Source organism: Mesorhizobium sp. L48C026A00 (assembly GCF_000502375.1).
GTDB classification, from domain to species: domain Bacteria; phylum Pseudomonadota; class Alphaproteobacteria; order Rhizobiales; family Rhizobiaceae; genus Mesorhizobium; species Mesorhizobium muleiense.
In genome coordinates this window covers 19,123-45,739 of sequence record NZ_AYWU01000019.1, presented here as the reverse complement: position 1 = coordinate 45,739, position 26,617 = coordinate 19,123, and the positions used below count along the sequence as shown (strand labels likewise).

Genomic DNA, 26,617 nt, shown 5'->3' with positions numbered 1-26,617 from the left:
CAGCTACTTAACCGGGATCATGAGATGTGCGTAGGGAGTGCCCGCCCACATCACATATGGCCTGGACGTGTCAGGTTTGGGGTCAGCCGGATAGCCCTGCATCATGTCCGTTGCGTTGACGATCATCACGTGCGGTCCGGTCTCCACCCAATTGTTGCCTTCCTCGGGCTTTGTCGCATAAGGATCGGTGTTGCTGCCATCGGTGCCGCCTGCCAGCATATACAGGAAGCCGACCTTGCCCTTGGGCGGTTCCTTTTTTCCAATCCACGCCATCGCCCATTCCATCGCGTTGGCATCTCCACACATTGGATCCGGGCCAGGTGTGGCCGGGTTGTCCGGCATGCACCAGAAGCCGTTTGTGCCCTCGCGCAGTGTGCGCATTGCACCCTTCTCATCCATGGCGTGGATCGCAGCGCCGCTTGATACAGCGGGGGGTGCGGCGGATTCAGCGCTCTTGATCATCGCAGCGTCATCGGCGGCTGCGCCTTGCATCGCAACCAAACTGCCCGCCGCCACAAGGGCAGCGACCGTCAGAAGCCGTGTCATGGCCGTTCTCCGGTTTTGAGTTCTTGTGCATGATGTCGGACGCACGGCCTCCCAGAGCCGTTTGTCGGTGGTTAAATCGTAGCAGATCGCGTGCACCGGGACAACGATGTTTTAGCAATTGCTAATATCCGTCGGGTTATACTAGAACTCTGTGCGCGCTATCGAGGGTCTTTCCTTTGCCTTCAGCTCCAACCGCCGCGCGTGCAGCACCGGCTCGGTGTAGCCGTTGGGCTGGACCCGGCCTTTGAAGACGAGGTCGCAGGCGGCGAGGAAGGCAATCGACTTGTCGAAGTCAGGGGCCATCGGCCGGTAGAGCGGATCGCCTGCGTTCTGGCGGTCGACGACGCCGGCCATGCGCTTCATCGTCTCCATCACCTGGTCTGAGGTGCACACGCCGTGATGCAGCCAGTTGGCGATGTGCTGCGAGGAGATGCGCAGCGTCGCGCGGTCCTCCATCAGGCCTATGTCATTGATGTCAGGCACTTTCGAGCAGCCGACGCCCTGGTCGATCCAACGCACGACATAGCCCAGAATGCCTTGCGCGTTGTTGTCGAGCTCGTTCTGGACCTCCTCCGGCGACCAGTTCGGCCGCACCGCTACCGGCACCGACAAGATGTCGTCGAGCTTTGCCTTGGGGCGGCTCTTCAGCGCCGCCTGCACAGCGTCGACGTCGACCTTGTGGTAGTGGGTGGCGTGCAGCGTCGCCGCTGTCGGCGACGGCACCCAGGCGGTGTTGGCGCCGGCCCTGGGATGGGCGATCTTTTCCGCCAGCATCGCCGCCATCAGATCGGGCATCGCCCACATGCCCTTGCCGATCTGGGCGCGGCCGGCCAGCCCGCATTCCAGCCCGGTGTCGACGTTCCAGGCTTCGTAGGCGGCAATCCAGGCGGCCTGCTTCATGTCGCCCTTGCGGATCATCGGGGCGGCTTCCATCGAGGTGTGGATCTCGTCGCCGGTGCGGTCGAGGAAACCGGTGTTGATGAAGACGACGCGATCCTTGGCGGCGCGGATCGCCTCCTTGAGGTTGACGGTGGTGCGCCGCTCCTCGTCCATAATGCCCATCTTGATGGTGTTTTTCGCCATGCCGAGCAGCGCCTCGACACGGTCGAATATCTCGACGGCGAAGGCGACTTCCTCCGGCCCGTGCATCTTGGGCTTTACGACATACATCGAGCCCGCGCGGGAATTGGCGCGTCGTCCGTTCGGGCCGACATCGTGCAGCGCGATCAGCGCCGTCATCGCCGCATCCATAATGCCTTCCGGCACTTCGTTGCCGTCGCGGTCCGTAATCGCCGGATTGGTCATGAGGTGGCCGACGTTGCGGATCAGCATCAGCGAGCGGCTGGGCAGGGACAGCGTGCCCCCATCAGGCGCGGTGTACGACCGGTCGGGATTGAGTTTTCGCGTAAACGTGCTGCCGGCCTTGGTGATCTCCTCGGCAAGGTCGCCCTTCATCAGGCCGAGCCAGTTGCGATAGACCAAAACCTTGTCCTGCGCATCGACCGCCGCGACCGAATCCTCGCAGTCCTGAATGGTGGTCAGCGCCGATTCCAGCACGACGTCGGCAATGCCTGCCGGATCGGTCTTGCCGATCTGGTTGCTGCGGTCGATCACAATCTCGATATGCAGGCCATTGCGGGTGAGCAGGACGGCTTCGGGATTATCGGCGTCGCCGCGATAGCCGGCAAACTGTTTGGGATCGGCGAGCGTGGTGGCGCCGGCGCCCTCGCCCAGCCGCAGCATGCCGTTGGCCACGGAAAGCCCGTTCACCCCTGCCCATTTGCCGGTCGTCAGCGGGACCGAATCGTCGAAAAAACCCTTCGCCCAGGCAATGACCCTGGCGCCGCGCTCGGGATTGAACCTGGCGCCCCTCTCGGCGCCGTCGATCTCGGGAATGGCATCGGTGCCGTAGAGCGCATCATAGAGCGAGCCCCAGCGCGCATTGGCGGCGTTCAGCGCGTAACGCGCGTTCATCAGCGGCACCACCAATTGCGGCCCGGCAACCACCGAGATCTCGGGGTCGACATTGTCCGTCGTGACGGAGAAGGCCGGCCCTTCCGGCACGAGATAGCCGATTTCCCTCAGGAAATCCTTGTAGGCATCCATGTCGCTGGGCGCGCCATTGTCGCGATACCACTGGTCGATCTGGCCTTGCAGCGCGTCGCGCTTTGCGAGCAGAGCCCGGTTCTTCGGCGCCAAATCATGCACAATGGCCGAGAAGCCGGTCCAGAAGGCGTCGGCTGCAATGCCGGTGCCCCGCAGCGCCTCGTTCACGACGAAATCATAAAGCTCGCGGGCAATCCGCAATCCGGCGATTTCGACGCGATCGGTCATCGGGGCTTCTCCAGACGAAAGGCTTTGGCCGGGCCTTTGACATGTCAAGGTGGCAGGGTCAATTCAGCTTAGGGTGAAGGTAGGCAATTCGCTTCTATTTCGAATGACGCCTCACCCTTTGCGTTGACGCAGGCTGATGCGGCTCCCCCTTCTCCCACAAGGCGCCCTATACCGCGATCCTTGGCCTGCCCGACGCCACCGCCACCACATGCGCCTCGATAAACATGCGCTGGCCCTCGACGGTCGAGACGCGGAATTCGCTGGCGATCTCGATTTCGGCGCTGTCGGTGCCGGCGTCCCTGGCCCGCCCGGCGGCAATGGCGCGGACATCGGTTTCCGCTGCCGCGATCGCCGCCGCCTCGTCATTGAAGTCGCGCACGCTTTCGCCTGAGGCGACGCGAAACAGCCCTTCCTGGGGCTGGCTGACGCGCGCCTCCGCCGAAACCCTGACCTGGCCGACGACGGCGCCGAGCGCATTGGCGACATCGGAATCTTCGGGCACCACGCAGTCATGGCCGACCAGCGGTGGCAGCCCGGCATAATGCAGCGGCGCCGAGGCGCCGAGGCCGATGACCGGGCGGTCGAGCGCGACGCTCAGCCGTGCGATGCCGGGATGGGAATCGACGGCGCGCTGGACCAGCGCGTGCGCCACGGTCGCCGCGCCATCCAGCCCGTCCTCGGCAAAGGCGGTTTCGAGGATGACTTCCGCCGACAGCCGGGTCAGTGTGGTCAGCACCCGTTCCGAGATCGCCTCCGGCGTGGCGGCGATCGCCTGTCCGCGGCCGTCGCGCTTGCGGGCGAACAGCTCGGCACCGAGCCGAGCCGTGGCGGCATCCCAGTTGGCCTGCTTGCCCAGCACATGGGCGGCGTCCGACGGCGTAAAGCCGGCGACATGCACCAGCCCGCGCGACACCAACCGGTTCAAGGTGGCGTTCTGAGCATTTGATGTCAAAAGCCGGTCGACGGCGAGCGGGGTCGCGCCGATCAGCTCATAAAGCTTGGCCTCGGCGCCGGTCAGGCCGGCAGCCAGCCGCTCCGGCACGCCGGTCCTGACCGCCAGCCGGCCATCCATGCGGCTGGGGTTGGCCGCGCGGATCTGGCGTTCCAGTTCGACGGTCACCGCTTCGCCATGCATCATGCCGGCCAGCGCCAGCGGCACCAGGCGGCGCGGCCCGAGCAGGATTCTTGGGTTGAGCGCGCCGTCCTCCAGCGTCACTTCGGAATCGCCGCCGAGCCCAAAGGTGCGCATGGCGACCGCCTCGACCATGGTGCGGAAGCCGCCGACGGTGGCGCCTTCCGGGTCAAGCCTGGGACGGCCCCGGTCGAGCACGGCAACGTCGGTGGTGGTGCCGCCGATGTCGGAGACGACTGCATTGTCGAGGCCGGTCATGTGGCGAGCGCCGACAAGGCTGGCGGCCGGGCCTGAAAGAATCGTCTCGATCGGCCGCTGGCGGGCGAAGGCGGCGGAAACCAGCGCGCCGTCGCCGCGCACTACCATCAGCGGGGCGGCGATGCCGCGCGCGGCAAGAAAGCCCTCGGTCGCCGCCACCAGCCGGTCGATCATCGAGATCAGCCTGGCGTTGAGCAGCGTCGTCAGCGCCCGGCGCGGGCCGCCGAGCTTGGCCGAAAGCTCGTGGCTGGCGGTGACCGGCAGGCCTGTTATGCCGCGGATCAGGTTCCGCGCGCTTAGCTCATGCGCCGGGTTGCGAGTGGCGAAATAGGCGCAGACGGCAAAGCCGGACACCGAGGCACCGAGTTCCGGCAGCGCTGCCTCCAGCCCGGACAGATCGAGTTTTGCCGCATTGCCGTGGACATCGTGGCCGCCGGGGCAGAACACGACAGGGTCGGTGCCAAGTGCGGCCTTCAGCCCGTCGCGGGCAAGGTCGCCCTCGGAAAAGCCGATCATCACCAGCGCGACGCGGCCGCCCTGACCCTCGACCAGCGCGTTGGTGGCAAGCGTCGTCGACATCGACACCAGTTTTATTGCTGCCGGATCGGTGGCGGCTTTTTGCAGCACCGCATCGACCGCGCCCGAAATGCCGACCGCCAGATCGTGGCGGGTGGTCAGCGCCTTGGCCTTGGCCAGCACTTTGCCGTTAGGGCCGCCGGCTTCCGACCACAGCACGGCGTCAGTATAGGTGCCGCCGGTGTCTATGCCGAGGAACAGGGGGGAGGATTTGGTCTTGGCGGTCATATTCTGGCAGCGGTCCGGGGAATTTCGTCCCCGCCCCTTAGCTGATACGGAACGGCGGATAAAGCCGCGAGCGCTGGGCCACGGCACCTAATCTCCCCCCTCGAGGGGGAGATGTCGCCGAAGGCGACAGAGGGGGTCGCTTCGCGTCGAGTGCCAAGCTCTTTTAGGGCGAAAGAAGAGTCGGCGCTTGATGCGCAGCTACCCCCTCTGGCCTGCCGGCCATCTCCCCCTCGAGGGGGGAGATTCCAAGGCCAGCTACCCCACAAACCCCACGCGCTTGTGACTGCCATCGCAAAACGGCTTGTTGGCGGAATGGCCGCAGCGGCAGAGGAAGGTGCGTGGGGTGCGGTCGACCGTGTGGCCGGTGCCGGTGACGATTTCGAGATTGCCCTCGAGCTTGAGCGGGCCGTTCTTGGTCGGCGTCACGGTGAGCGGGCCATTCCTCGCGTCCAGCGCCGGCGTGTCCTTCAGCGCCGGCTCGCCGGTGGCGGTAAAGCCTGATTTGGTGTGGCTGCCATCGCAGAACGGCTTGTTTTCCGAAGCGCCGCAGCGGCACAGCGTGGCGCGAAAAGACGTCTCGCCGTCGAGCACGATCTCGGCATGCAGCGCCAGCGGGCCGTTTTCCCTGATGCGCACGGTGTTGACCACCGGCGGCTGTTCCTGCGGCCCGCCATCCTTTCTGATGTAGGTGATGGCGCCCGATGGGCAGCTTTCGGCGATCGCCACGATCTTCTCGACGCTGGCCGCCTCGGGATGGATCCATTGGCCCTTCGCGTTGGGCACGAACACATGCGGGTCGCCAAGCACACAATTGCGCGAATGGATGCAGCGCCGGCCGGAAAAGCCGACATCGATTTTTTCGCCTTCGACCGTGCCTGCCATGGGTGGGATCTCCTGTGGATGCGGGCAGGCTAAGGCTGCTGCGCGAAGGGCGTCAAGTAGCGATCTCCCCCCTCGTGGGGGAGATGTCCGGCAGGACAGAGAGGGGCGTGAAGGCATCCATTCCGGAAGTTGGTCAAAGAGCTAAACCTGGCTGAAGAGCGTTGGGCGGAACACGCCAAGCTGGTCTTTCAGGATTTCACCGACAACGAACCAGACGAAGCCATTATCGCTCGGCTGATATCGCACTAGGTGCTACCCAGCCGGAGGGGAATGGCTCCAATCAGCTAGTGATTCGAATTTCAGGGCCGGTTTTGACCTGTTTTTGAGCCGATAAAGTATACAGCCGAAGCTATCCGAAAAAGGATACCGCCGTAACGTCCTCTAAGCCTATGATTCAATATGGCTTTTAACGTGCCAAGTAGAGGCCGGAATAAAGGCGGGGAAAACAACTTGACGGGGACCATGTCCCGGCGTCATGCAGGGTGTTGACGCCTGAAAAACGAAACCGTCGCAGGCTGGTACCCAGCGACGGTTTCTAAAGTTCAGGTTCCGCAGATGATGGTCGTCAGGCGCGGAAGCTGCACTCCCTTGCAAGAGTGTTCTGAGTCTTTTGGCTCGCAGTGTCAAGCCTGACGACGTGTACAACGTCAGAAGGTGACGACAATGATACCGACCCTTGAACATGCAATCCGAAACAGACTCCTTGTACATCTCGTGTACGATCCCGGCCTTCGAGTCATTGAACCGCACGCACTAGGCCACGGTAGGGACGGGCAGACTCTCTTACGCGCATATCAGGTGTCCGGCGCAAGTGCCTCGCATGAGCACACTGAATGGAAGCTGTTCAGAATAGATAGAGCAGTCAGCGCCGCACACAATGGCGTGTCGTTCAGCGGCCCGCGCGATGGTTACAAACGTGGCGACAAAGCAATGAAGCTCGGGATCATCGTCGAGCTTTGATTACGCCGCAGTCACAAGGCCCCGGTGGATACGCCGGGGCCGAGTTCACCGCACAGTCTGATGCGTGGCGGACTGCGGTCACCACCTTCTTCAACACGCGGTCAAAGTTTTCCTCGGACTCGTCGGTTTTCAGTTTGCGGGCGGCATGCTTGAAGTTCTGGTACTGTTTCTCCTTCGACTCAGTAGCCATCGTGGCCTCCTATGCAGTCTCCGGACAACGATCTTATCAGAAATATCTATCCACCGGATCGATGTCTCGGCGCCGCGCTTCGCGCGGTCGCCGACCGGCTACCTCAATCGCCCATCTTCAGCGCCTGGATAAACGCCTCCTGCGGGATATCCACCTTGCCGAACTGCCGCATCCGCTTCTTGCCCTCTTTCTGCTTGTCGAGCAGCTTGCGCTTGCGTGAGACGTCGCCGCCGTAGCATTTGGCGGTGACGTCCTTGCGCAGGGCCGAGATCGTCTCGCGGGCGATGACCTTGCCGCCGATTGCCGCCTGGATCGGGATCTTGAACAGATGGTTCGGGATCAGTTCCTTCAGCTTCTCGCACATCTGGCGGCCGCGCTTTTCCGCCGCCGTGCGGTGGACCAGCATCGACAGCGCGTCGACGGGCTCCTCGTTGACCAGGATCGACATTTTAACCAGGTCGCCTTCCTTGTAGTCGGTCAGGTGATAGTCGAAGGAGGCGTAGCCCTTGGAGATCGATTTTAGGCGATCATAGAAGTCGAACACGACTTCGTTGAGCGGCAAATCGTAGGTCAGCATGGCGCGCTTGCCCACATAGGACAGATCGGCCTGGATACCTCGCCGGTCCTGGCAGAGTTTTAGGATACCGCCGAGATATTCGTCGGGGGTGAGGATGGTGGCGCGGATCCACGGCTCCTCGATCGCCTGGATCTTGACCACGTCGGGCATGTCGGCCGGGTTGTGCAGTTCCTTCGTCGTGCCGTCGTTCAGAGCCAAGCGATAGACGACCGAGGGCGCGGTGGCGATGAGGTCGAGGTTGAACTCGCGCTCCAGCCGCTCCTGGATGATTTCCAGATGCAGCAAGCCAAGGAAGCCGCAGCGATAGCCGAAGCCGAGCGCGGCGCTGGTTTCCATTTCGTATGAGAAAGAAGCGTCGTTGAGGCGCAATTTGCCGACCGCGGCGCGCAGATCCTCGAAATCGGCGGCGTCGACCGGGAACAGGCCGCAGAACACCACCGGCTGCGCCGGCTTGAAGCCGGGCAGGGCCTGTGCCGTCTGGCGCTTGTCCTCGGTGATGGTGTCACCGACGCGGGTGTCGGCGACTTCCTTGATCGAGCCGGTGAAGAAGCCGAACTCGCCGGGGCCGAGCTCGTCGACATTGATGCGGGCCGGGGTGAAGACGCCGGTGCGCTCGACCAGGTACTTGGCGCCGGTGCCCATCATGCGAATGGTCTGGCCCTTCTTCAGCACGCCGTCGATGATGCGGACCAGCACGATGACGCCGAGATAGGCGTCGTACCAGCTGTCGACCAGCATCGCCTTGAGCGGGGCAGCAATGTCGCCCTCGCGCGGCGGCGGCAAATCGTTGACGATCGCCTCCAGCACGTCGGGGATGCCGAGGCCGGTCTTGGCCGAGATCAGCACGGCGTTGGAGGCGTCGATGCCGATCACCTCCTCGACCTGCTCGCGAATGCGCTCGGGCTCGGCGGCCGGCAGGTCGACCTTGTTCAGCACCACGACGATCTCGTGGTTGTTGTCGATGGCCTGGTAGACATTGGCCAATGTCTGCGCCTCGACGCCTTGCGAGGCATCGACGACCAGCAGCGAGCCCTCGCAGGCGGCGAGCGACCGCGACACTTCGTAGGCGAAGTCGACATGGCCGGGCGTGTCGATCAAATTGAGGATAAAATCCTCGCCATTGTTGGCGCGGTATTTCAATCGCACCGTCTGCGCCTTGATGGTGATGCCGCGCTCGCGCTCGATATCCATCGAGTCCAGCACCTGCTCCTTCATGTCGCGCAGCTCCAGCCCGCCGGTGGACTGGATCAGCCGGTCGGCAAGCGTGGATTTGCCATGGTCGATATGGGCGACGATGGAGAAATTGCGGATGTTCTTGATCGGCGTGGTCATGTCGCGCGCTTTAGCAGGGGCAGCTTGCCCGGGCAAGCGGCGGCGGGCGCGGCGCATAAGCCGCCGGCGGACGCAAAGCCGTTAAACTTTGGTCCATCAGATTAGGGCATAGTTCGCGCCCTGCGTGACAGGCCAGGAGCTGTCACCGTTTGGGGGGCCAAGCAATGCCACAATCTGGACGTCATTTTCTCAATTCCGAGAGCGGCTCCCTCGCGCCGATACTCGCCATCATGCTTATCCCGATGTGTGCCGCTCTGGGCTTTTCAATCGACTACAACTCAGCCGTTGCGACCAAGGGATCGATGCAGAATGCGCTCGATGCCGCGACGCTGTCGATCACGACGCTGCCAACCAGCACGTCACTGGCGGACCGTCAGGTGAAACTGCAGGAGTCGTTTACGGCCAATAGCGGGCAAGGCACCGCCAAGCTCGATAGCTTCGTCGTCGCCGCCGACGGCACCGCCAGCATCGATGCTTCGGCCAAGTTTGCCATGCCGACGAACTTCATGCAGATCGCCCACGTCGACACGGTGCAGATCGGCGTCGCGTCGGCAGTGCGCAAGCGGCCGGCGCTGGTGCAGACCACGTTCAAGGTCGACAAGGTTTCGGGCCATTGGAACAAGACAATGACGCTCTACGGCACGAAATTCACCGAGACGGCGATCAATCCGCTGATGAAGATCACTTATGTCTACAACAATTTTGGTGATCCGAAAGGCTACGGCACGTCGACAGTGTATACGGTCAACGGAGCGACGAGCACGAAGGTCCAGGAACAGAAATGCACGACCAAGACGGTGCAGAATTTTAACGGCCTGCCTACCGGGGCGATTACCCAGACGAGCGGCAACAAGAAATACCTGACCACCTGCACCAACACTATGTACCCCGCGAACGGCGCCGGCGCGGTGATCGACGTCAGCCTGATGGATGTGCTGTATCTGCAGATGGATGTGCCATCGGCCCAAACACCCAAGCTCAAGTCGAATGACGCAAACACATCGAACCGGTTGTACATCGACGGCGTTGAAGTCGCGAACGGCAAACTGGTGGACATCTTCACCGCCGTGCCGTGCGGCCAACCCAGCCAGCAGGCTTGGGAAGACGGCGGCAATCCCGTACCGGCTCCGGTGTCCAACGCCGACTTCTTCTACACCGTGACCGGCAAGTGCGACTTCAATCAGCGGCCTTCGCAAACAGTGCTTACGCAATAGGGGCAGGCGCCTGAGCTGCCAATCTCCCCCNGCGACTTCAATCAGCGGCCTTCGCAAACAGTGCTTACGCAATAGGGGCAGGCGCCTGAGCTGCCAATCTCCCCCCTTGTGGGGGAGATGGCCGGCAGGCCAGAGGGGGGCGCTGTCCCGCGGCCTTGCCAAGATCGAAAATCCCGCCGCCGTGATCCACCCCTGTTGCCAGGAGATTCGACCGCCTCTCCGGTTATCGATGCATTAACCTGGCATTAGGGAGCGAGGCCACTGCACGCAAGGGCTGCCTCGCCGCGCTTTACGTCGCCCCCCTCTGTCCTGCCGGACATCTCCCCCACAAGGAGGGAGATTGGATGTCGCACCCGCTTTCGCCAATATCCAGCGTTGCAAAAACAACGNGCGACTTCAATCAGCGGCCTTCGCAAACAGTGCTTACGCAATAGGGGCAGGCGCCTGAGCTGCCAATCTCCCCCACAAGGAGGGAGATTGGATGTCGCACCCGCTTTCGCCAATATCCAGCGTTGCAAAAACAACGAGCCTTCCGATCACGAAGCGGTGATGGCTGTAACGAAAGCCCAGGCGGCTGCGAAGAGCTGATGTGATCGCCATTCCGGCGCGCCACCAACCTGGAGACCATCATGACCAACCTCACCCGCCTGACCTTGCCGGCACTTGCCTTGGCGCTTTGCTCGACGGCGCTTTTTGCCGGCGGCGTTGCGCGCGCCGAAGATGCGATGAAGCCGGCCGGTGCGATGGCGACTGACGCCATGAAGCCGGCGACCGACGCGATGAAGCCCGCGGATCCGATGGCGGCCGAAGAGATGAAGGACTGCATGGACAAGGCTGCCATGGAAACCGACGCGATGAAGAAGGACGAGGCGACCAAGACCTGCGACGCGATGGGGACGGCCAAGTAGGCCGCGTCCGGAACCGGGCGCGGCCGGTGCACGCGCCGCACGGCAATGTGAGACCGCGACGGACCTATCTGTCGTATAGTCTTAAACTCATGCAGGGAGATCAGAGATGACCGGCATTGAAAAAACCGCCGCGAAACGATTGATGAACGTCGCCAGGGGCGCGCTTGCGGCGCTGATGCTCGCGGCGGCCGGCGCCGCCTTGTGGCAGACGCCGGCAATCTCGGCCGAGGCGGCGGTGGTGATCCCGCCGCCGGCGGTGGACGAAAAACCCGCCGCCGGCGCGGCCAAGGCGGTCTTCGCCGGCGGCTGCTTCTGGGGCGTGCAAGGCGTGTTCCAGCACGTCAAGGGCGTGACCAGCGCCGTCTCCGGCTATGCCGGCGGCGACAAGGACACCGCCATCTACGAGACGGTCGGCACCGGCCGGACCGAGCATGCCGAGGCCGTCGAGATCATCTACGAGCCGTCCAAAGTCACTTACGGCCAGTTGCTGCAGGTGTATTTCTCGGTCGCGCACAACCCGACGCAGCTGAACTACCAGGGCCCGGACCGCGGCCCCCAATACCGTTCGACGATCTTTGCCGAAAACGACGCGCAGAAGAAGATCGCCGAGAGCTATATCGCCCAGCTCGACAAGGCCAAGGTGTTTCCGGAGCCGATCGTGACCACGCTGGAGACCGGGAAAAAATTCTATCCGGCCGAGGACTACCACCAGGACTTTTTGACGCTGAACCCGACCTATCCCTACATCGTCTACAACGACCTGCCCAAGGTCGAGAATTTGAAGACGCTGTTTCCAGACCTCTACAGCGACAAGCCGGTGCTGGTGCTGGCCGGCAACAAGAGCTGATCTTTTGCCAGTGTGTACCTGGTGCGTCCTAATGGACGCATGTCGGCGTCAGGTGTGGTGAGGTACCAGGTCAGGCCGCGCCGAAAATGGTGGATTCCGAGAACCGGAACGGAGCGTACTTTCGGGTACGCGAGTAGCGCCGGTTGCAGGCCGGCTGAATATCAACACAGCTTATTGCACGCCCAGAAACTGCCGGAGCTCCGGCGTCCTGGGATTGGAAAAAACGTCCTCGGGGGCGCCGATCTCATGGACGCGGCCCTGATGCATGAAGACGACCCGCGAGCAGACGTCGCGGGCGAAGCGCATCTCGTGGGTGACCATCACCAGCGTCATGCCTTCCGCGGCCAATTCCTTGACGACGGCCAGCACTTCGGCGACGAGTTCGGGGTCGAGCGCCGAGGTGATCTCGTCGCATAGCAGCGCCATCGGCTGCATGGCGAGCGCCCGGGCGATGGCCACGCGCTGCTGCTGGCCGCCGGACAGTTCATCCGGCAAGGCGTCGAACTTATGGGCGAGACCGACGCGGTCGAGCATTTTTCGCGCGACCGCCTCGGCGTCCTTTTTCGGCGTCTTCTTCACCACCATCTGCGACAGCATGACATTGCCGCCGGCCGTGAGATGCGGAAACAGGTTGAATTGCTGAAAAATCATGCCGACCTTCAGGCGCAGCGCCTTAAGATGCACCTCGTCGGGCAGGAACTGGGCGCCGGCGACAACGATCGAGCCTTCATCGATGGTCTCCAGCCCGTTGATGCAGCGCAGCAGCGTCGACTTGCCCGAACCGCTCTTGCCTATGATGGCGACGACCTCGCCCGCCGCGACGTCGATGGAAATCCCCTTCAGCACCTCGTTGTCGCCGAAACGCTTCTTCACCTCAGTGATTGCGATGAGCGACATTGAGCTTCCTTTCCAGGAGCTGGCTGGATTTCGACAGCGGCCAGCACAAAGCAAAATAGATGAGCGCGACCAGGCCATAGACGGTGAACGGCTGGAATGTCGCGTTGGTGACGATCGAACCGGCCTTCGACAGTTCGACGAAGCCGATGATCGAGGTGAGCGCGGTGCCCTTCACCACCTGCACCGAGAAGCCGACGGTCGGCGGCACCGCCACTTTCAGCGCCTGCGGCAGGATGACGTAACGCATCTGCTGGAGATAACCCATGCCGAGGCTGGCTGACGCCTCCCATTGACCCTTGGCAATGCTCTCGACGCAGCCGCGCCAGATTTCGGCGAGGAAGGCGGCGGTCCACAGGATGAGCGCGACACAGGCGGCAAGCCAGGCGGGAACGTCGATGCCGAACAGGCCAAGACCGAAGAAAGCCAGAAAGAGCTGCATCAGGAGCGGCGTGCCCTGAAACAGCTGGATGTAGCCGCGTGACAGAAACTGCATCCCACGCCGGCCGCCGATGCGCAGGAAAAGCAGGGCCGCACCGACGATGCCGCCGCCGATGAAGGAGACCAGCGAGAGGACAACGGTCCAGCGGGCGGCCAGAAGCAGGTTGCGCAGGATGTCCCAGAAGCTGAACTCGATCATGGCGCTTGTCTCATCGCGACGCCTTCCTCGGAAACAGCATCCCGCCCAGGCCGGCCAGCAGCTGGCGCAGCAGGATGGCGAGCGCCAGGTAGATCAAGGTGGAGACGAAGTAGGTTTCGAAGGCCCTGAAATTGCGCGACTGGATAAAGTTGGCTGCGAAGGTCAGGTCCTCGGCGGCAATCTGCGAAACGACGGCCGAACCCAGCATGACGATGACGATCTGCGACGACAGCGCAGGCCAGATGCGCTGCAGCGCCGGGACCAGAACCACGTGCCAGAAGGTCTGGAACGGGGTCATGGCGAGGCTGGCGCCGGCCTCGAACTGGCCGCGTGGCGTGGCCTGGATGCCGGCGCGGATGATCTCGCAGCTGTAGGCGCCGAGGTTGACGATCATGGCGAGGTTGGCGGCGGTCAGTTCCGACATCCTGATGCCAAGCGACGGCAGGCCGAAGAAGATGAAGAACAGCTGGATGAGGAAGGGCGTGTTGCGGATCAGCTCGACATAGGTCGCAACGACGGGTTTTAGCCATTTCGGCCCCTGCGCCCGCACCCAGGCGCAGGCAATGCCCAATGCCACGCCGAACACCGCGCCGATCAGGATAAGCTGCACGGTGATCCGGATGCCCTTGAGCAGCACCGGCAGAGATCCGATCAGCCAGCTGAAATCGAATTGATAGGTCATGGCTTGCTATCCGACCTCCCACACGCGGCGGGCGGCGATCACAGCTCAGCCGGCAGGTCCACCTTCAGCCATTTTTGCGAAATCGCGTTAAGGGCGCCATCGGACCTGGCGGCGGCGATGATCCCGTTGATCTTGGCCATCAACGCCGGCTGCTCCTTGTTCATGCCGATGTAGCAGGGCGAGTTCTTGATCAGGAACTTGAGCTCCGGCCGCTTGGGCGGGTTCTTTTCGAGGATGGCGGCGGCGACGACATTCCCGGTCGCGATCACCTCGACCTGGCCCGAAAGGAAAGCGGAAATAGTACCGTTATTGTCCTCGTAGCGCTTGATCTCGACGCTCGCGGGCACAACCTTGGTCAGTTCGAGATCTTCAATCGCGCCGCGGGTGACGCCAACGGTCTTGCCGGCGAGGTCTTCCGCTTTTGCGACGGCGACGTCTGCTGGAGCGAACACGCCGTTGTAGAACGGAGCATAGGCTTCGGAAAAGTCTATGACCTTCTCGCGATCGGGATTCTTGCCGAGGCTGGAAATGACCAGGTCGACTTTGTTGGTCTGGAGATAGGGAATGCGGTTGGCGCTGGTGACCGGGACGATCTCGACCTTGGCGCCGAGCTTTTCGCCAATCAGATTGGCGATGTCGACGTCGTAGCCTTGCGGCGTCATGTCGGCGCCGACACTGCCGAAGGGCGGGAAATCCTGTGGAACGGCGATGCGGACGGTGCCGCGCGCCGCGATGTCGCTCAAGGCGTCGGCCCGCGCCTGCGGAGACGAAGCCATGGCCATTCCAACGGCGGCGGCGAAGGTCAGCATGCAGACATTGCGACGGTTCATTATCTTTCCCTTTGACTGGACAAACCAATTGGTTGCCAGGGCAAAGCAACAGACATGCCAAACCATCGAAATCGCTGCGAATCGGACTTTCCCGGCGGGATTGGCAAGGTGGGATTGGCAAGGCAGTCTTCACGAGCCGCTGCCGCCCGAGCAATCGACTGCCTAAATATTGTGCAGTTCGGCGGTTTGCCAGTCAGTCGTAGGTCAGATCCGTCGCCTTGCCGCCGAAGACGCGGTAGGCATAAAACGAATAGAAAATGATGATGGGCAGCACCACCACCGTGCCGGCCAGGATGATGGCGAGGCTTTCCGGCGCGGACGCCGCCTGCCAGATGGTCAGCCTGTCGGGCACGACGAAGGGATAGAACGACCAGGCGAGGCCGGCAAAGCCCAGCGTGAAGATGGCGGCCAGCGTCAGGAACGGCGTCAGCGCATGGCGGTCGCCGGCCCTGGGGAGATGGAAGGTCTGCCGCCACAGCCATGCGAACAGCACCGCCGACAGGACCGGCAGCGGCGACAAATAGAGCATGGCCGGCCAGACGAACCATTTGTCGAAGATGCGCGGACTGGCGAGCGGCGTGGCCAGCGACACGGCGACCATGCCGAGCGCGGTCAGCACCAGCGCCCGGCGCAGCCATAGCACCGCCTTCTTCTGCAATTCGCCTTCCGTCTTGTAGATGACCCAGGCCGCGCCCATCGCCGCATAGGCGGCGGCAAGGCAGAGCGCCACCAGCGCGCCGAAGGCCATGCCGCCGGGGCCGACATCAAGGCCCAGCACATAGATCCCCAGCATGTAGCCCTGCGCCAGCGAAGCGATGACCGAGCCCAGGAAGAAGATGCGGTTCCAGCGATGCTTGTGACCGGCCGGCACCTTGGCCCGGAAATCGAAGGCAACGCCGCGCAGGATCAGGCCGACAAGGAGCAGGAAGACCGGAATGTAGAGCGCGGTGAGGATGGTGCCGTGCGCCAGCGGGAAGGCGACCAGCAGCAGGCCAACGGCCAGCACCAGCCAGGTCTCGTTGGCGTCCCAGAACGGGCCTATTGCGGCGATCATCGTGTCCTGCTCGGCGTCTCCGGCGGCTGCGAACAGGATGCCGATACCGAGATCAAAGCCGTCGAGGATGACGTAGATCAGGATGGCAAGGCCCATCAGGCCGGCGAAGATGAGGGGGAGCAATGTCGGCCAGTCGAGGGTCATCGCCGTTCTCCTATTTCGCCGCCGGCTGCGACAGCGGCGCGTCGAGAACGCCCGGCAGCGGCGAGGCATCGCCGTCCTTCGCCGCCTTCAGCGCCAAATAGACCAGCACGCCGAGATAGGCGATCAGAAGCAGCGCATAGAGGATGAGATAAACCGCGAGCGACAGCGCGACCTGGCTGCCGGCGACCGGGCCGACGGCATCGACAGTCTTCAGCACGCCGGTGACCAGCCACGGTTGGCGGCCGATCTCGGTGGTGTACCAGCCGGCCAGTGTCGCCAGCCAGCCGGACAGCGCCATCGGCACCATCACCAGCGCCAGCGGTCTCGGCAGGCTGTGCCGGCGCTTGAGGAAAAAGGCGGCCGACCAGGAGACGACCAGCATCAGGACGCCGGTGCCGACCATGATGCGAAAAGCCCAGAACACCGGGAACACCGGCGGGTGGTTGCCGGCATAGTCGTTCAGCCCCGGCACGACACCGCTGGCGCTGTGCCTGAGGATGAGGCTGGCGCCATCGGGGATGGTGAGCTCGAATTTGTTCTCCCTTGCCGCCTCGTCGGGAAGCGCGAAAAGGACCAGCGGCACGTTGGGGCCGGTGTTCCAGTTGGCCTCCATGGCGGCGACCTTCTGCGGCTGATGCTCGAGCGTGTTGAGGCCATGCTGGTCGCCGGCGAAGATTTGGATGGGGATCAGGACCGCCGCGGTGAAGACACCGGTGCGCAAGGCTTTCCACATCGATTCCGAACGGTCGCCATAGAGATAGCGCAGCGCCGACAGGCCGGCGATCAGGAACGAAACCGTCAGGCCGGAGGCAAGCAGCATGTGGACGAGCCGGTAGGGCATGGACGGGTTGAAGACGATCGCCCACCAGTCGGTAGCGTGGGCTACGCCGTCGCGCATCTCGAAGCCGACCGGCGTCTGCATCCATGAATTGAGCGCGATGATCCAGAAGGCGGACAGGGTGGTGCCGCCGGCCACCAGCACGGTTGCCAGCGTGTGGATGCGGTTGGAAACGCGGCGGAAGCCGAACAGCATGATGCCGAGGAACGCCGCCTCGAGGAAGAAGGCGGTGAGTATCTCATAGGCGAGCAGCGGGCCGGCGATGTTGCCGACGATTTCCATGTAGCCCGGCCAGTTGGTGCCGAACTGGAAGCTCATGGTGACGCCCGAAACCACGCCCATGGCAAAGGACAGCGCGAACACCTTCACCCAGGTGAAATAGGCGCGCATCCAGGCGGTATCGCCGGTGGCGTTGTAGCGAAGCTTGAAGAACAGCAGCATCCAGCCAAGCGCGATGGTGATAGCCGGAAACAGGATATGGAACGAGATGTTGGCGCCGAACTGGATGCGCGAAAGGATGAGCGGGTCCATGGCGGGCTCCGGCTGCTGCTGTGTCAGGGAAGATAGGCCGGATGCGCCAGGCGGTCAAAGCGGCGTGGCGTCACGCGAGGCGGAACGCCGCAGGACTGCGGCAGCGGTGGATGCGCCGATGTCCAGAATGTCAGGAGTGCCATTGACTTCCGGCCGCGCGCACCGACATTCAGCGGACTAAAATCAACAGACCTCCTTTCAAGCAGCCGTTTTTCAACCATGCCATCGATCATTTCCATTTCCGGGGTCACCAAGACCTACGCCACCGGTTTCAAAGCGCTGAAGGAGATCAACCTCGATATCGAGCGCGGCGAGATTTTTGCGCTGCTCGGGCCGAACGGCGCCGGCAAGACGACGCTGATCTCGATCGTCTGCGGTATCGTCAACCGCTCGTCGGGCACGGTCAGCGTCGACGGCCACGACATCAGCCGGGATTATCGCGCCGCACGCAGCCTCATCGGGCTGGTGCCGCAGGAACTGACCATCGACGCGTTCGAGAGCGTGTGGGCGACGGTCAACTACAGCCGCGGCCTGTTCGGCAAGCCGGCCAATCACGCCTTTGTCGAGAAAGTGCTGCGCGACCTGTCGTTGTGGGACAAGAAGGACGCCAAGGCGATCACCCTGTCCGGCGGCATGAAGCGGCGGCTGATGATCGCCAAGGCGCTGTCGCACGAACCGAGGGTGCTGTTCCTCGACGAGCCGACAGCCGGCGTCGACGTCGAGCTGCGTCAGGACATGTGGGCGATGGTGCGCCGGCTGCGCGAGGATGGCGTCACCATCATCCTGACCACGCACTATATCGAGGAGGCCGAGGCGATGGCCGACCGCGTCGGCGTCATCAATCGCGGTGAGATCGTGCTGGTTGAGGACAAGGTGCAACTGATGCGCACACTCGGCCGCAAACGGCTGTTGCTGGAATTGCGCAGCCCGCTCGCCACCATACCCGAGAAATTGTCGCGCTACGCTTTGGAGCTTTCGCCGGACGGTGATCGACTGACTTACACCTATGACAACCAGAGCGAGCGGCCGGGCGTCGCCTCGCTGCTGCGCGACCTTGAGACGGCCGGCATCCAGTTCCGCGATATCGACACGCAAAACAGCTCGCTCGAGGAGATCTTCGTCAACCTGGTGAGGAAGGGCGCATGAACCTGCGAGCCGTCTGGGCGATCTACAAACTGGAAATGGCGCGCGCCTTTCGGACCGTGCTGCAGAGCATTGTCTCGCCGGTCATCTCGACATCGCTCTATTTCGTCGTCTTCGGCTCGGCCATCGGCTCGCGCATCACCGAGATCGACGGCATCAGCTACGGCGCCTTTATCGTGCCGGGGCTGATCATGCTGTCGCTGCTGACGCAGTCGATCTCCAACGCCTCCTTCGCCATCTATTTCCCGAAATTCGTCGGCTCGATCTACGAGCTGCTGTCGGCGCCGGTGTCCTATCTGGAGATCATCATCGCTTATGTCGGGGGTGCGGCGACCAAGTCGATCATACTCGGCCTGATCATCCTGGGGACCGCGTCGCTGTTCGTGCCGCTGACCATCGAGCATCCGTTCTGGATGCTCTCCTTCCTGGTGCTGACGTCGGTGACCTTCAGCCTGTTCGGGTTCATCATCGGCATCTGGGCGAAGAGCTTCGAGCAGCTGCAGCTGGTGCCGCTGCTGATCATCACGCCGCTTACCTTCCTTGGCGGCAGCTTCTATTCGATCGACATGCTGCCCGGCACCTGGCGCACGGTGACGCTGTTCAACCCTGTCCTTTATCTGGTCAGCGGCTTTCGCTGGAGTTTCTACGGCAAGTCCGACGTCTCGATCGGCATCAGCCTCGGCATGACCGTGGTTTTCCTGCTTATCTGCATAGCGATCGTCGCGTGGATTTTCAGGACCGGCTACCGGCTGCGGAACTGACTGAACGGCCTGCCCAGGCGACGCAGCGCCAGCATCCGAGCGATGTTCCCGACCCAAGACGACCAAATCTGGTGACGACGCTTGAAAGCGGCCGTGCGATGGCGGCGCTTGATTTCCATATAACGTTATATATCATGTTATCAATTGCCTGGCAGGTTGATTATGGAAGACGTCATAAGGTCCCTTGGCTTCCTGTGCCTGGGCAGCAGGCTGAAGCGTATTGGCGAGCAATTGCAGGCGGATACGCAGCGCCTGCTCGACTGCCTCGATGTGCCGGTTCAGTCGAGCCAATACCCGCTGCTGGCTGCGCTCGACAGGCTGGGCCCGCTGCCAGTCGGGGAACTGGCGCAATCCCTCGGGGTCGCGCAGCCAGGTGTAACGCGGAGCGTGTCGCTTCTGGCCGAATTGGGACTGGTCGAGGTCAGTCCATCGGATGATGACCAGCGGCGCAGGATTGTCTGCCTTACCCTGCGCGGCCAGCGGCTGGTCGATATTGCAAAGCACGACGTCTGGCCGCGCATCGAGAATGCCGTCGCGGATCTGTGCGCGGATCTTTCTGGGCCGCTTCTTGATCAGCTGGCCGCCATCGAGGACGGCCTCGCCGCGGCGCCTCTCGACCGTCGTGTAAAGAAGCCGGAAGATGCCGCGCAATGAAACACCTGCTTGACCGTCCCGTGTGGAGCGCGCTTCGGACGCGACACCACGCCTTCGCGCAAGGTGACGACCTCGCCATGCGGTATCGGCCCTCGATAGCTCCCTTCGCTGCCAGTGCCGCGGACGATGCGGAAAGCCTGCAGGCGCTCGGAAAACTTGTCTCCCCAGGCGAGAGTGCGATCCTGCTTCAGGTGGACGCCATTGCTCTGCCCGCGGAACTTTCGGCGACTTCGACCGCGCCCGGGGTTCAGATGATTGCCGAGCGGCCATTGCAGATGGTCTCCGACGAGCGCGTGCAACGTCTGACGCGGGACGATGCAGCTGAGATGCTCGCCTTGGCATTGGTGACCAAGCCCGGCCCATTCACGCTCGAAGCCTTGAGCCTCGGCGATTTTTGGGGTGTGAAGATCGAGGGCCGACTTGCGGCGATGGCCGGCGAACGCATGAAGCAACCCGGCTATACCGAACTTAGCGGGGTGTGCTCACATCCGGAATTTCGAGGCGGTGGCCTGGGCAGGCTGCTGTCGCTGTTCGTGGCAAACCGGATAGCGGCGCGCGGCGAAGTTCCCTATCTCCACGCCTATGCCAGCAACACCACGGCCATAGGATTATACGAGTCCATTGGCTTCAGGTTGAGAAGCATGATGAACGTGGCCGTGGTTCAGCGCGCCGAATGAGCCCATCAGGCGCATTCCCGCGCATCAGGAAAAGGAAGGATTTCGTATCGACGAAATCCTTCCTTGGCGCTGCTAGCGCCTTGCGGCGATTCAGACCGCGATCTTGCCACCGCCCTGTTTGGTGATGGCGACGACCGACGGCCGCACCGGCATATCGGGCTTGAAGTCAGGCCAGCGGGTCGACGGGTCCTCGTAGTAAGAGGGACGGCCAAAAGCCTCCCAGTCTTCGCCGCCATCGGCCGGATGCTGAACCGCGACGAAGGCGGTCTGGTCGTCGGGCGTGAATAGCGGGCCGCACATTTCGGCGCCGATCGGCACGCGGAAGAACAGTTTCGAGGTCGCCCGCGCCTCGCCTTCGGTGTCGACCGCCCACAGGCCATCGGTGCGGCCGGTGGCCTTCGGGCCCTGGCCATCGGTCGAGACCCAAAGCCGGCCGGCCGAATCGATGGCGCAATTATCCGGCATGCCGAACCAGCCATTGGCGGTGGTTGCGGTCGAGAAGGTGGCGCCAACTTCGGCCACTGAGGGATCGCCGCATTTCAACAGCACTTCCCACTTGCCCTTGGCGGCAGTGAAATCGCCACCGTCCTCGACGATCTCGATGATATGGCCGAAGGCGTTTTCGGCGCGCGGATTGGCGGCGTCGACCTGGTCCGTCTTGCGCTTCGAATTGTTGGTCAGCATGACGTAGACCTTGCCAGTCGTCGGATTGGGCTGGATGTCCTCGGGGCGATCCATCTTGGTGGCACCGAGCAGATCGGCGGCACGGCGCGTCTCGATCAGCACGTCGGCCTGGCTGGCAAAGCCGTTCTCCGCCGTCAGCGGGCCCTGGCCGAAGACGATGGGCAGCCATTCGATCGACCCGTCTTCGGCGAATTTGGCGACGTAGAGCGTGCCGTCGTCGAGGAGATCCATGTTGGCGGCGCGGTCCTCGGCGTTGAACTTGCCGGCCGTGACGAATTTATAGACATAGTCGAAGCGTTCGTCGTCGCCGAGATAGAAAACGACACGGCCATCCTTGGCGACGATCGATTCAGCGCCCTCATGCTTGAAGCGGCCCATGGCAGTGCGCTTCCTCGGCACCGAGGTCGGATCGTTGACGTCGACCTCAACAATCCAGCCGAAGCGATTCGGCTCGTTCGCCTCCTTGCCGATGTCGAAGCGATCGTAATGCGCAGCCCATTCATAGGCGCCTTCGGGAATACCCAGGCGCTTGTAGTTGGTGGCTTCCTTGTGGCCTTCCGGCAGCTCGCCCGAGAAATAGCCGTGTATGTTTTCCTCGGCCATGACGTAGGTGCCCCAGGGCGTGACGCCGCCGGCACAATTGTTGACAGTGCCGATGACCTTCGTGCCGGTCGGATCGGCACTGGTCTTGACGCGGTCGTGGCCGGCGACGGGGCCGGACAGTGCCATCTCGGTGTTGGCGGTGATGCGGCGGTTGAGCTTGCCGTCGCGCACCACCTGCCATTTGCCTGATGCCTTGCGGATCTCGACGATGGTGCCGCCATGCGCGGCCATCTCGACGTCGACCTGTTCCTTGCTCAGCGGCGCCTGCTTGGCCTCCCCATCGACGATGGTGACAAGGCCCGGGAACATCAGATGCGGATTGGTGTATTCGTGGTTGACCACCAGCAGGCCATGCTCGGCCGAGCCGTCGATCGGGATATAGCCGACATAGTCGTTATTGTAGCCAAACTGTCTTTCCTGGGCCTGCGCCGACTGTTTTGTCGGATCGAATTCCGGCGAATCGGCAAACAGCGGATCGCCCCAGCGCAACAGCACGTCGGCGTCGTAGCCGGCAGCGACATGGTGCTTGTCGTCGACGCCTGCCTCGACCTCGTCGAAACTGAAGACCGAGCCGCCGCCGGCGCGGGCATCGTCGGCGAGGATCAGCGCGAGCGGGCTGACGGTGGCGGCGATGGCGGTTGCCGCGAGCGATCCCTGCAGAAAACCACGGCGCGAGAATCGCGCGGCGATGATTTCGCCCATCGTCTGGTTGTCAGTGGGATTGTTTCCTGGCCCATCGTTTTCCTCGAGCAGGCTGGTGCGGAAATGGGCGTCGGGGCGATGTTCAGTCATGGGGGCGTGCCTCTGGCTCTTTAGGATGGCTGGAGCGTGTTGCTTGACTGACCGCGTATCGCCAGCAGATCACAGTTTGATGACGTTGCCGACCAATTTCCAGCCCGATTTCATGTCTTTGATCAGGCCGCTTGACCGCGACCGACGCTTCCGAAACAAGATCTGCGGCAGGCGCGCAAGCACGGCGTCGGGAGGAACAAAAAAGTGAGTTTCTGGGGACTGGGGCAGCTCGGCATTTCGACAGTGATCTTCCTGCTGGCGGCGACGGCGGCCAAGCAATGGGGGCTGGCGCCGAGCCTCGGCAAGATTCTTCTGACTCTGGCGCTCTATTCAGCGGGCAATCTGATCATGCTGAGGCTGATCCGTGAATTCGGCATGTCGGTGTCGTTCAGCCTGTCGGCGGTGATCCAACTGGTGTCGGTGAACGTGGTGGCACTGGTGTTCTTCGGCGAGCGCGTCAATTCGTTGCAGGCGACCGGCATCGTGCTCGCCGTCGCAGCGGTGGCGCTGATCACGCTCGGACCCTATCTGCAAAAACTGTAGTTGCGCATGACCCCGAAAATCGGAAACGATTTTCGCTGGGGATCATGCGCCAAATCAAAGTGCTACAGCGTCCTGTGCGCGTCCAAAAGGACGCGCGGCGCTGTAGGACGATTGGGTCGATGAAGAATACTGCAAGCAAGCTGCTCAACTGGATCGAATTCCCGGTGCTTTTGTCCGGTCTGGTCATCGCCGGCGGGCTGTGGGGGTTCGAGGAACTGATGGAGGTGGCGCGGGACACCACGCCGCACGCCTTCGACACGGAAATCATGCTCGCCTTCCGTGAAGCGGGCCAGCCCGACAATCCGATCGGACCGCCATGGCTGGAAGGGGCGATGCGCGACATTACCAGCCTCGGCAGCGCCATCGTGCTCGGGCTGATCACAGTGGCGGTGATCGTCTATCTGCTGCTGATCCACAAGCCGGGAGCAGCGTTTCTGGTCTTCGTCGCGGTGGCGGGCGGGCAGGCCCTGTCGAGCACGCTGAAGCTCGGAATCGATCGGCCGCGCCCCGACCTGGTCTCGCATCTCGCCGACGTGGCGACGCTTTCGTTTCCAAGCGGCCATGCGATGCTGTCGGCGGTGACATATTTGACGCTGGGCAGCATGGCGTCGCGTTTCCTGCCTGGGCGAACGACCAAGATCTATGTGCTGGCACTTGCCGTGCTGACAGCACTGCTCGTCGGCATCAGCCGCGTCTATCTCGGCGTTCATTGGCCATCGGACGTGCTGGCCGGCTGGTGCGCCGGCTTCGCCTGGGCGATGCTGTGCTGGCTGGTCGCATGGGCCTTCCAGCGATGGCGCGGGCAGACCGCCGGCGCCTGAACCGCCCGTTCCGAACGACGCTGCGCCAATTCTCCTCTAAGTTGCGGCGGCTGGGGCGTGCTGGCCCAGCGGGCGCGCAGGCTCGCCAAGATGCAAACGGCCTGGTGTGCACACGTCTGACATGCGCATGATGATGCTTGAACCATCACAATAATGGTATTATACATGGAATGCAGACTCAGACGGGGGTTTTTAGCCGATGATCACTGCCGCGCAGATGCGCGCCGCAAGGGCTCTGGCCGGCATCGATCAGAAGACGCTCGCCGAGCGCGCCGGGGTTTCGCTTCCAACCATTCAGCGCATGGAAGCGAGCGACGGCGTGGTCAGGGGCGTGGTCGATACGCTGATGAAGGTCATCCAGGCCCTCGACCGGGCCGGCGTGGAGCTGATCGGCGAGAACCAGGCCAGCGAGCGCGGCGGCAGGGGGGTGCGCCTCAAGCCGGTCGTGCCGCAGAACCCGCCAGGCTGAGCCGAAATAGAGTCGCGACGGCGACCGCCGACAGTCCTGCCGACGATCCCGCCGCCTGCTTGGTTTTATGCGTGGCCGCTGTGCACTTTTTGGCATGCATCAGGAGCGGAAGGCAGTCCATGCATCGAACCCAGCGGGCAATTCATCAACCGGCGCAGCCGACATTTTCCGAACTGTTCACGCCGAAGCTGGCGACGGTGCTGCGCGAAGGCTACACATCAGAGCACTTCAAGGCCGATGCCATCGCCGGACTGACCGTGGCCATCGTGGCGCTGCCGCTGTCGATGGCGATCGCGATCGCATCGGGCGTGTCTCCGGAGCGCGGGCTCTACACTTCCATCATTGGCGGTTTCCTCGTCTCGGCTCTGGGCGGCAGCCGTTTCCAGATCGGCGGGCCGGCGGGCGCCTTTATCGTGCTGATGGCGGCAACCGTGGCACGGGTCGGCGTCGACGGGTTGCTGCTGGCGACGATGATGGCCGGCGTCTTGCTGCTCGTCATCGGCTACCTCAGGCTTGGCACCTACATCAAATTCATTCCTTATCCGGTGACCGTCGGCTTCACCGCCGGCATCGCCATCATCATCTTCTCCGGCCAGATCGTCGAGCTGTTCGGGCTAAAACTCGCCGGCAAAGAACCTGGACCGCTGGTGCCGAAGCTGATGGCGATCGGCGAGGCGGCCGGCACGATCAATCTCGCCGCCACCTTCGTCGCTCTGCTGACCATCGTCGCCATTGCCCTGATGAAACGGTGGCGGCCGAAATGGCCCGCCATGCTGATCGCCATCGGTCTGGCGTCGCTTGTCGTGGCGCTGTTTTCTCTGCCTGCCGAAACGATCGGCACGCGCTTCGGCGGTATCCCGCGCAGCCTGCAAATGCCGGCCTTTCCGCCGATCAGCTTCGGCAGGATGATCGACGTCCTGCCGGACGCCCTAGCCTTTGCGCTGCTCGGCGCGATCGAATCGCTGCTGTCGGCGGTGGTCGCCGACGGCATGACAGGAAGGCGGCACCGCTCCAACTGCGAACTCGTGGCGCAAGGCTTCGCCAACATCGCGTCCGCCCTGTTCGGCGGCATCTGCACCACCGGCACCCTAGCCCGCACCGCGACCAATGTGCGAGCCGGCGCGCATGGACCGGTCTCGGGCATGATCCACTCGGCCCTCCTGCTTGCCCTGATGCTGGTGGCGGCGCCGCTGGCCAGCTACATCCCGCTTGCAGCCCTTGCCGGCGTGCTGGCGGTGGTGTGCTGGAACATGTTCGAGAAGCAGGCCTTTGCCACGCTGCTGCGTGCCTCGCGCGGCGACGCGCTGGTGCTGATGGCGACTTTCCTGATCGTCATCTTCCGTGATCTCACCGAAGGCATCGTCGTCGGCTTCGCGCTGGGCTCGATCCTGTTCATCGACCGCATGGCCAAGAGCATTGCGGTTGAGCCGGATCAGGGACTGGTGCAGGACGATGTCGCCGACAGAACCGGCGCCGCCAGCGCATACGATTCCAGCGAGGCCAGCGATGCCGACACCGTCGTCTACCGGATTTCCGGCGCCTTCTTCTTCGGCGCCGCCTCGACCGTCGCCACGGTGCTGGACCGCATCGCCGACCAGCGCAAGAACTTCATCCTCGACTGCTCGGCCGTGCCATTCTTCGATTCAACGGCGGCCAACGTCATCGAGAGCGCTGCCCACAAGGCGAGGCGCGCCGGCGTGCGCTTCATCATATCAGGCGCGTCGCCGCAGACACGCCGCATGCTGATCAACCACGGCGTCAAACGGCCGCTGGTGACATACGCCGCCTCGATCAGGGACGCGCGAGCGCAGTTGAAGAATGCCGCGCCGGGAGAGGTCTAACCCTCTCCTCATCGTCAGCGATGTCGGACGGA

The 26,617-nt window shown here is 63.1% G+C and carries 25 protein-coding genes; 11 read left to right on the top strand and 14 right to left on the bottom strand.

Annotated elements, in window-relative coordinates:
* Positions 1-3: 3 nt before the first annotated feature.
* From X738_RS68235 to lepA, 6 genes are all read right to left on the bottom strand, one after another.
* Positions 4-546: a hypothetical protein gene (locus tag X738_RS68235; protein ID WP_023801436.1), complete on the bottom strand. Its 543-nt coding sequence runs from the start codon at positions 544-546 to the stop codon at positions 4-6.
* Between the two features lie 141 nt (positions 547-687).
* Positions 688-2,880 (bottom strand): malate synthase G, encoded by a 2,193-nt coding sequence (locus tag X738_RS68230; protein ID WP_023801435.1) that lies wholly within the window; start codon positions 2,878-2,880, stop codon positions 688-690.
* Positions 2,881-3,046: 166 nt separating this feature from the next.
* Complete coding sequence (locus X738_RS68225; RefSeq protein ID WP_023801434.1) at positions 3,047-5,074, bottom strand: hydantoinase/oxoprolinase family protein; 2,028 nt, start codon at positions 5,072-5,074, stop codon at positions 3,047-3,049.
* Positions 5,075-5,329: 255 nt separating this feature from the next.
* Positions 5,330-5,956, bottom strand: a complete 627-nt coding sequence (locus X738_RS68220) for a CDGSH iron-sulfur domain-containing protein (protein WP_023801433.1) — start codon at positions 5,954-5,956, stop codon at positions 5,330-5,332.
* A gap of 943 nt (positions 5,957-6,899) precedes the next feature.
* Positions 6,900-7,106 (bottom strand): hypothetical protein, encoded by a 207-nt coding sequence (locus tag X738_RS85000; RefSeq protein ID WP_023801431.1) that lies wholly within the window; start codon positions 7,104-7,106, stop codon positions 6,900-6,902.
* A gap of 103 nt (positions 7,107-7,209) precedes the next feature.
* Positions 7,210-9,015, bottom strand: a complete 1,806-nt coding sequence (gene lepA / locus X738_RS68215) for a translation elongation factor 4 (RefSeq protein ID WP_023801430.1) — start codon at positions 9,013-9,015, stop codon at positions 7,210-7,212.
* A gap of 164 nt (positions 9,016-9,179) precedes the next feature.
* Here lepA and X738_RS68210 point away from each other — a divergent pair, with 164 nt between their 5' ends.
* The 3 genes from X738_RS68210 to msrA all read left to right on the top strand — a co-directional run bounded on the left by X738_RS68210 (position 9,180) and on the right by msrA (position 11,984).
* Positions 9,180-10,229: a TadE/TadG family type IV pilus assembly protein gene (locus X738_RS68210; protein ID WP_023801429.1), complete on the top strand. Its 1,050-nt coding sequence runs from the start codon at positions 9,180-9,182 to the stop codon at positions 10,227-10,229.
* A gap of 629 nt (positions 10,230-10,858) precedes the next feature.
* A complete protein-coding gene (locus X738_RS68205) occupies positions 10,859-11,137 on the top strand; it encodes a hypothetical protein (RefSeq protein ID WP_023801428.1) in 279 nt (92 codons plus the stop codon).
* A gap of 106 nt (positions 11,138-11,243) precedes the next feature.
* The gene (msrA, locus tag X738_RS68200; RefSeq protein ID WP_023801427.1) at positions 11,244-11,984 is read left to right on the top strand and encodes a peptide-methionine (S)-S-oxide reductase MsrA; all 741 of its coding nucleotides are present in this window, start codon (positions 11,244-11,246) and stop codon (positions 11,982-11,984) included.
* A gap of 171 nt (positions 11,985-12,155) precedes the next feature.
* On the opposite strand, the gene X738_RS68195 is transcribed toward msrA, so the two are convergent.
* From X738_RS68195 to X738_RS68165, 7 genes are all read right to left on the bottom strand, one after another.
* Positions 12,156-12,881, bottom strand: a complete 726-nt coding sequence (locus X738_RS68195) for an amino acid ABC transporter ATP-binding protein (protein WP_023801426.1) — start codon at positions 12,879-12,881, stop codon at positions 12,156-12,158.
* Positions 12,859-13,518: an amino acid ABC transporter permease gene (locus X738_RS68190; RefSeq protein WP_023801425.1), complete on the bottom strand. Its 660-nt coding sequence runs from the start codon at positions 13,516-13,518 to the stop codon at positions 12,859-12,861. The genes X738_RS68195 and X738_RS68190 overlap by 23 nt, the downstream gene beginning before the upstream one ends.
* A 10-nt stretch (positions 13,519-13,528) precedes the next feature.
* Positions 13,529-14,200: an amino acid ABC transporter permease gene (locus X738_RS68185; protein ID WP_023801424.1), complete on the bottom strand. Its 672-nt coding sequence runs from the start codon at positions 14,198-14,200 to the stop codon at positions 13,529-13,531.
* Between the two features lie 38 nt (positions 14,201-14,238).
* Complete coding sequence (locus X738_RS68180) at positions 14,239-15,009, bottom strand: transporter substrate-binding domain-containing protein (RefSeq protein ID WP_156942636.1); 771 nt, start codon at positions 15,007-15,009, stop codon at positions 14,239-14,241.
* Positions 15,010-15,223: 214 nt separating this feature from the next.
* Positions 15,224-16,228 (bottom strand): cytochrome d ubiquinol oxidase subunit II, encoded by a 1,005-nt coding sequence (locus X738_RS68175; RefSeq protein WP_023801422.1) that lies wholly within the window; start codon positions 16,226-16,228, stop codon positions 15,224-15,226.
* Positions 16,229-16,238: 10 nt separating this feature from the next.
* Positions 16,239-17,597 (bottom strand): cytochrome ubiquinol oxidase subunit I, encoded by a 1,359-nt coding sequence (locus tag X738_RS68170; RefSeq protein ID WP_023801421.1) that lies wholly within the window; start codon positions 17,595-17,597, stop codon positions 16,239-16,241.
* Between the two features lie 23 nt (positions 17,598-17,620).
* Positions 17,621-17,830 (bottom strand): hypothetical protein, encoded by a 210-nt coding sequence (locus tag X738_RS68165; RefSeq protein WP_128169312.1) that lies wholly within the window; start codon positions 17,828-17,830, stop codon positions 17,621-17,623.
* Between X738_RS68165 and X738_RS68160 the strand changes: the two genes are divergently transcribed.
* The 4 genes from X738_RS68160 to X738_RS68145 all read left to right on the top strand — a co-directional run bounded on the left by X738_RS68160 (position 17,817) and on the right by X738_RS68145 (position 20,832).
* Complete coding sequence (locus tag X738_RS68160) at positions 17,817-18,743, top strand: ABC transporter ATP-binding protein (protein WP_023801419.1); 927 nt, start codon at positions 17,817-17,819, stop codon at positions 18,741-18,743. The genes X738_RS68165 and X738_RS68160 overlap by 14 nt on opposite strands.
* The gene (locus X738_RS68155) at positions 18,740-19,501 is read left to right on the top strand and encodes an ABC transporter permease (protein WP_023801418.1); all 762 of its coding nucleotides are present in this window, start codon (positions 18,740-18,742) and stop codon (positions 19,499-19,501) included. Before X738_RS68160 ends, X738_RS68155 begins: the two co-directional genes overlap by 4 nt.
* 162 nt (positions 19,502-19,663) lie before the next feature.
* Complete coding sequence (locus X738_RS68150; protein ID WP_031255767.1) at positions 19,664-20,155, top strand: MarR family winged helix-turn-helix transcriptional regulator; 492 nt, start codon at positions 19,664-19,666, stop codon at positions 20,153-20,155.
* Positions 20,152-20,832, top strand: coding sequence for a GNAT family N-acetyltransferase (locus X738_RS68145; protein ID WP_023801416.1), 681 nt, complete (start codon positions 20,152-20,154; stop codon positions 20,830-20,832). The genes X738_RS68150 and X738_RS68145 overlap by 4 nt, the downstream gene beginning before the upstream one ends.
* Before the next feature lie 90 nt (positions 20,833-20,922).
* On the opposite strand, the gene X738_RS68140 is transcribed toward X738_RS68145, so the two are convergent.
* Positions 20,923-22,911 (bottom strand): PhoX family protein, encoded by a 1,989-nt coding sequence (locus X738_RS68140; RefSeq protein WP_023801415.1) that lies wholly within the window; start codon positions 22,909-22,911, stop codon positions 20,923-20,925.
* Positions 22,912-23,115: 204 nt separating this feature from the next.
* Between X738_RS68140 and X738_RS68135 the strand changes: the two genes are divergently transcribed.
* From X738_RS68135 to X738_RS68120, 4 genes are all read left to right on the top strand, one after another.
* Positions 23,116-23,454: a hypothetical protein gene (locus X738_RS68135; protein ID WP_023801413.1), complete on the top strand. Its 339-nt coding sequence runs from the start codon at positions 23,116-23,118 to the stop codon at positions 23,452-23,454.
* A gap of 119 nt (positions 23,455-23,573) precedes the next feature.
* Positions 23,574-24,275: a phosphatase PAP2 family protein gene (locus X738_RS68130; protein WP_023801412.1), complete on the top strand. Its 702-nt coding sequence runs from the start codon at positions 23,574-23,576 to the stop codon at positions 24,273-24,275.
* A gap of 199 nt (positions 24,276-24,474) precedes the next feature.
* Positions 24,475-24,744: a helix-turn-helix domain-containing protein gene (locus X738_RS68125; RefSeq protein WP_023801411.1), complete on the top strand. Its 270-nt coding sequence runs from the start codon at positions 24,475-24,477 to the stop codon at positions 24,742-24,744.
* A gap of 119 nt (positions 24,745-24,863) precedes the next feature.
* Complete coding sequence (locus X738_RS68120; protein WP_023801410.1) at positions 24,864-26,585, top strand: SulP family inorganic anion transporter; 1,722 nt, start codon at positions 24,864-24,866, stop codon at positions 26,583-26,585.
* Positions 26,586-26,617 lie beyond the last annotated feature (32 nt).